Raw genomic sequence first — 5165 nt, 5'->3', positions numbered from 1 at the left:
GCTGCCGAGCGCTGCGCTCGACGACCATCGCACCTGGGTCGACCGTTTGGTCGCCATGGCACATACGACGGTGACGATCGGCTTTGCCGTTCTGGCGCTGATATTGTCGGCGACCGTGCTGACGGTGGTGTTCGCCACGCGCGGCGCCATGGCCGGCAACGGGCACATCATCGAAGTGCTGCATTTTGTCGGCGCCGAGGCCCGCTTCATCGCGCGTGAATTCCGCTGGCATTTCCTGGTCACCGGCATGAAGGGCGCCGCCGCCGGAGGCGCTGCCGCCATTCTCGTCTTCATCGTCTTTTCCTGGTGGTCGTCGCGCAACATGGCAACGCCTGAGGCCGATCAGGCGACCGCGCTGTTCGGCAATTTCGCCATCGGCTCCACCGGCTATCTCGGCGTCGGCCTGATGGTGCTGGTGATCGGCGCGCTGACGGCGGCGACCTCGCATGTCACGGTCGTCACCTATCTCAGCGATATCGACATCCGCCAGCCGGAGGCGGGCTGATCATGATCCGACCGGTAGGACAAAACAAAAGCCGGCTTGAAAGCACAGGCAGGACAGCGATCACAGAGTGGGCAACTGCCGTAACGCAATGTGCGCCGCCTTATCTATCAAAGGCCGCATTTCAGGGTTAACCATAGGATGTTTCAGGATTAACCTGGGATGATGGACGCGCGGGACTCGACCGGGACGGCTGGACGGATGCCAGCGGCGCTTGCGCGCGCCGCCGTGCCCGCCAGGCCCGGTCGTCTCAGGTTTGCGCTTCGTATCTGCTGCTTCTTCGTGCTTGCCCTGTTGGCGCTTTTTGCCGGCGGCTTCGGGTGGTTTGCCGACAAGGTCTCCAACATGACGACGCCGGCCAATCCGGCCAAGGCCGATGCCATCATCGTGCTTACCGGCGGCCAGTCGCGGCTCGACGCCGCGATGGATCTCTTAGCGTCGGGCAAGGGCGAGCGGCTCTTGATCAGCGGCGTCCACCCCTCGGCCAGCCGCCGTCAGTTGCAGGCGGCGATGGGCGGTGACAAGCAGTTGTTCTCCTGCTGCGTCGACATCGACCGAGCCGCGCTCGACACGGTCGGCAACGCCGAGGAAAGCGCCAAATGGGTGGAAAGCCACGCCTATGGCAGCGTCATCCTCGTCACCAACAATTATCACATGCCGCGAAGCCTGCTCGAGATGGGCCGACTGCTGCATGGCGCCAGGCTCGAACCCTATCCCGTGGTCAACACCAATCTCGGCAAGGGCGGCTGGCTGACCAAGCCGGAGGCGTTGCGCGTGCTGCTCACCGAATACAGCAAATATGTGCTGGCGCTGGCGCGCGGCATCGTTCCGCTTCGCCCAAGCGCCGAGGGCGTCACGCTCGCGGAAGCCTCGGTGGCCAAGGACGAAAAGCAGCCGAGCCACGTTATCCCGTAGCTGCTCCTCCACGCAGGCGCGCGACTTCCTGCTCGAGGCTTGCAATGCGCCGGTCGCGTTCGGCAAGGGCCGCAGCCACGTCCGCCGCCTCGAAGCGCTGCGGAATATGCTGGGGGCAATTGGCATCCCAGGCGCTGACCGTGAACAGGATCGCCTGTTCCGGCCGCGCTTTGTAGTCTGCCGGCATCAGCCTTGCCGTCAGCGCCGCATCGTCCTCGACGACGCGCGCCTTACCCCAGATCTTGATGCGCTGCCGACGCATGTAGTCGATCAGGAACAGGAAGGCCTGTCCATTGTCCTGCAAATTGCCCTGAGTGATGAACTGGCGGTTGCCGGAAAAATCGGCAAAACCGATCGTGTGCTCGTCCAGCACCTTGAGGAAGCCGGCAGGGCCGCCGCGGTGCTGGATATAGGGCTGGCCCTCGCCATTGGCCGTCGCCAGGAACGCGCTGGTCTGCGCCTCGATGAAGGCAGCGAGATCGGGCGTGATTGTAGCGCGCCAGCCGCCGCGCTCCTCGACGCGAGCATAGGCCTCGCGTGATCCCTTGCGGGACTGGATCGCCTTGACGGTGGGCGTGAAGGCCACATCGCTGGTAAAGGCATTCATGGCGGCGCTCCTCGGACGAACTGGCATGGCATTTAGCTACTTCCACGATCCGGATGCAGAGGGCATACTTGCAATCCATCTTTCCATTTTATGGAAGAATCATGGATCGCCTCGACGCCATGTCCCTGTTCGTCGCCACAGTGGAGGCCGGCAGTCTTTCCGCCGCCGCGCGGCGCGCCGGCATGCCGCTGGCGACCGTCAGCCGCAGGCTTTCCGATCTGGAGAAGCACCTCAAGACGCGCCTGCTCAACCGCTCGACGCGCCGGCTCGCTTTGACTGACGCCGGCCAGTCCTATCTGGCCGCTTGTCGCCGCATCCTTGGCGAGGTGAGCGAGGCCGAGCGCGCCGCCGCCGGCGAATATACGAACCCGACCGGCGAACTGGTCGTCACCGCGCCGGTCGTCTTCGGCCGCCTGCATGTGCTGCCTGTCGTCACTGCTTTTCTGGACGCCTATCCCGACGTCGACATCCGCCTGACGCTGTCCGACCGGATCATCCAATTGGTCGAGGAACATGTCGACCTCGCCGTGCGCATAGGCGAGCTGCCGGATTCAGCCATGGTCGCAAAGCGCGTCGGCTCGATCCGCCGCATCGTCTGCGCCAGCCCGGCCTATCTCGCCGGAAACCGCACGCCGATCGAACCGCGCGATCTCGCGGGCCACAACTGTATAACCTTCGAAGGGCTTGCCTCCCCCGCGACATGGAGTTTCGTCAGCGGCAAAAGCGAAATCGCGGTCCCGGTCCGCTCACGGCTGCGGGTCAACACCGCCGAGGCAGCAATCGACGCGGCGATCGCCGGTCTCGGCCTGACGAAGGTGCTGTCCTATCAGGCGGATGCCGCCGTCCGCGCGGGCACGCTTCGTGTGGTGCTGGAGTCGTTCGAGCCGCCGCCATGGCCGGTCAATCTCGTGCATGCCGGCCAGGGCCTGCTGCCGGTGAAGCTGCGCGCCTTCCTCGATTTCGCGGCGCCGCGCCTGAAGGAGCGGCTGGCGCGGTCGCTTTAAGGCAATTCCAGGAAAAGTGTGAAGCGGTTTTCCGTCCGGAATTGCGGCAAAACAAGAGAGGTAGAGACGCGACTGCCGCGCCGTTTCCTTTTTGCCCGCGCTTGGTGTAACCAACGCACACTTCCACACCGGGCCCTTTCCCGCATGCTTTACATCCGCTCGCTGGCGTTCAACCTCGCCTTCTATCTCAGCCTGGTCGTCCAGATGATCTTCTGGACGCCCTTCTATTTCCTGTCGCCGCGCCACCGCGCCTGGTTCGTGCCGAAATTCTGGTCGCGCACGTCGATGTGGCTCTACGACAAGATCGCCGGCACCAGGAGCGAAATCACGGGCGTCGAGAACCTGCCCGACGGGTCTTTCATCCTGGCGCCGAAGCATCAGTCCTTCTGGGACGCGATCGCCTTTTTTCCTTATCTCGACGACGCGTTGTACATCCTGAAGCGGGAGCTGACCTGGATCCCCTTCTTCGGCTGGTACATCATGAAGATGCGCATGATCCCGGTCGACCGCGGCAACCGCTCCAAGGCGCTGAAGGCGGTCGTTGCCGCCACGAAGGCGGAGATGGCGCGCAATCCCCGCCAGCTCATCATCTACCCCGAAGGCACCCGCCGCCCGCCGGGCGCCGAGCCCTCCTACAAATACGGCATCGTCGAGCTCTATACCCAGCTCGGCGTCCCCGTGGTGCCGGTCGCCCATGTCGCCGGCCTCTACTGGCCGCGCCGCAAATTCCTGCGTTTCCCCGGCACCATCAAGGCCCGCTTCCTGCCGCCGATCCCGCCCGGGCTCGACAAGGAGGAATTCATGCAGCGGCTGATCGGCGAGACGGAAGCCGCCTGCGACGAGCTGCTGGTCGAAGCCTCGCGTGCGCCGAACCCGCCGCCTCTGCCGCCGACGGCGGTGAAGCGGCTGGCGGAACTTGGCACCGCGGCAACGACGAAAGCCTGACCCTCACGGCATCGCCGCCAAGGCGGTGGTCAGCACCAGCGTCGCCGCGAAAACCAGGTTGATGGCCCGCGACGCCAGCGGATTGCGCAGCAGCCGCGCGAAAACCGTTCCGGCGAGAAGCCACACGACATGGATGGCGACGATCATCGCTGCCAGTACCAGCAGCCTGGCCGGCAGGCCGAGCACATCGCCCTGCGCCGAAGCGCCGGCGAACACGGCGCCGATCGCCACATAGGCTTTCGGGTTGGCGACGGCGAGCATGAAGCCGCCAGCGAAGGTGGGACGCGCCGCCTTGTTTCCTCCTTCGGCAAGCGGCGGCGCCGTCGCGATCCTGAAGGCAAGGTAGAGGATGTAGGCGGCCGAAGCGGCTGTCAGCAAAGGCGCCAGCCCCGGCATCGAGGCGAGCACGCCGACCAGGCCGACAGCCACCATGAGAAGCACGGCGACCGTACCAAGAACCACGCCCGAGGTGTAGCGCAGCGAGCGCCGCAGCCCGAAGGCGGCCCCAATGGCGGTGACGCTGATCGTCGCCGGACCGGGACTGCCCATGACGACGGCGGCCGCAACCACCAGAGCCAGCAATTGCTGCCAGGATTGCGCTTCAGACAGAATTACTCCGGCCATGCCGAACCCCAATTCCTGCCGCGATACGGCAGGAATTATCGCGGGGTTCCCCGCAAGGTCTTGGATGATCGTGCGTCGCCTTACGGTCCTAAGGGGTAAGGCGTGTTGAGATTCAGGTCAGGCCGAGCCGGAGTCGAAGACGGGCGCGAAGCGACCAAACTGGGCGGGTTCCGAGAACCGGCCTACGCCGGCCGTAGCCTTAACTGCCACACCACTCACGAGTGCTTCGGCCGGCGAAGGCCGGAAGCGCAGGAAGCCGGCATTTGCAGGCCGGCATCACCTGAATATCAGCACGCCTTAGGCGCTGGCCCGGTCCAGCGCGGCGATGTCATCGGCGGAAAGCTTGAGCGACGCGGCGCGGATCAGGCTGTCCATCTGGGCGGATGTCGTGGCGCTGACGATCGGCGCGGTGATGCCTGGGCGCGCCATGATCCAGGCAAGCGCCACTTCCGCCTGCCTGGCCGAGTGGCGCCCAGCCGCGGCATCGAGCGCGGAGAGGATGCGCATGCCGCGCTCGTTGAGATATTCGGCCACGTCTTCGCCGCGCTCGCTCTGGCCGAGATCGGCC

Annotated in this window: 6 protein-coding genes and 1 pseudogene; 4 read left to right on the top strand and 3 right to left on the bottom strand. The window is 65.2% G+C overall.

Annotated elements, in window-relative coordinates; all coding sequences use genetic code 11:
- Together EOA38_RS27380 and EOA38_RS27375 are read left to right on the top strand one after the other, a co-directional pair.
- Positions 1 to 505 (top strand): annotated as a pseudogene (locus EOA38_RS27380) (ABC transporter permease); the annotation flags it as partial.
- Between the two features lie 198 nt (positions 506 to 703).
- Positions 704 to 1417: a YdcF family protein gene (locus tag EOA38_RS27375; protein WP_245480927.1), complete on the top strand. Its 714-nt coding sequence runs from the start codon at positions 704 to 706 to the stop codon at positions 1415 to 1417.
- On the opposite strand, the gene EOA38_RS27370 is transcribed toward EOA38_RS27375, so the two are convergent.
- Positions 1407 to 2024, bottom strand: coding sequence for a pyridoxamine 5'-phosphate oxidase family protein (locus EOA38_RS27370; RefSeq protein ID WP_127300691.1), 618 nt, complete (start codon positions 2022 to 2024; stop codon positions 1407 to 1409). The genes EOA38_RS27375 and EOA38_RS27370 overlap by 11 nt on opposite strands.
- 101 nt (positions 2025 to 2125) lie before the next feature.
- On the opposite strand from EOA38_RS27370, the gene EOA38_RS27365 reads away from it, so the two are divergent.
- Together EOA38_RS27365 and EOA38_RS27360 are read left to right on the top strand one after the other, a co-directional pair.
- Positions 2126 to 3028: a LysR family transcriptional regulator gene (locus tag EOA38_RS27365; RefSeq protein WP_127300690.1), complete on the top strand. Its 903-nt coding sequence runs from the start codon at positions 2126 to 2128 to the stop codon at positions 3026 to 3028.
- Between the two features lie 144 nt (positions 3029 to 3172).
- Complete coding sequence (locus tag EOA38_RS27360; RefSeq protein ID WP_126091693.1) at positions 3173 to 3973, top strand: 1-acyl-sn-glycerol-3-phosphate acyltransferase; 801 nt, start codon at positions 3173 to 3175, stop codon at positions 3971 to 3973.
- Positions 3974 to 3976: 3 nt separating this feature from the next.
- Here the strand turns inward: EOA38_RS27360 and EOA38_RS27355 are convergent, their stop codons facing one another.
- Both EOA38_RS27355 and EOA38_RS27350 read right to left on the bottom strand, forming a co-directional pair.
- On the bottom strand, positions 3977 to 4597 hold the full coding sequence (locus tag EOA38_RS27355) for a LysE family transporter (protein WP_127300689.1): 621 nt from the start codon (positions 4595 to 4597) through the stop codon (positions 3977 to 3979).
- A 297-nt stretch (positions 4598 to 4894) separates the two neighbouring features.
- The coding region (locus EOA38_RS27350; RefSeq protein ID WP_145966085.1) for an aldo/keto reductase at positions 4895 to 5165 on the bottom strand (271 nt) is incomplete at its 5' end.

The sequence above is a fragment of the Mesorhizobium sp. M1E.F.Ca.ET.041.01.1.1 genome (genome assembly GCF_003997355.1).
Classification (GTDB): domain Bacteria; phylum Pseudomonadota; class Alphaproteobacteria; order Rhizobiales; family Rhizobiaceae; genus Mesorhizobium.
This window is presented reverse-complemented; position numbering and strand designations above follow the sequence as displayed.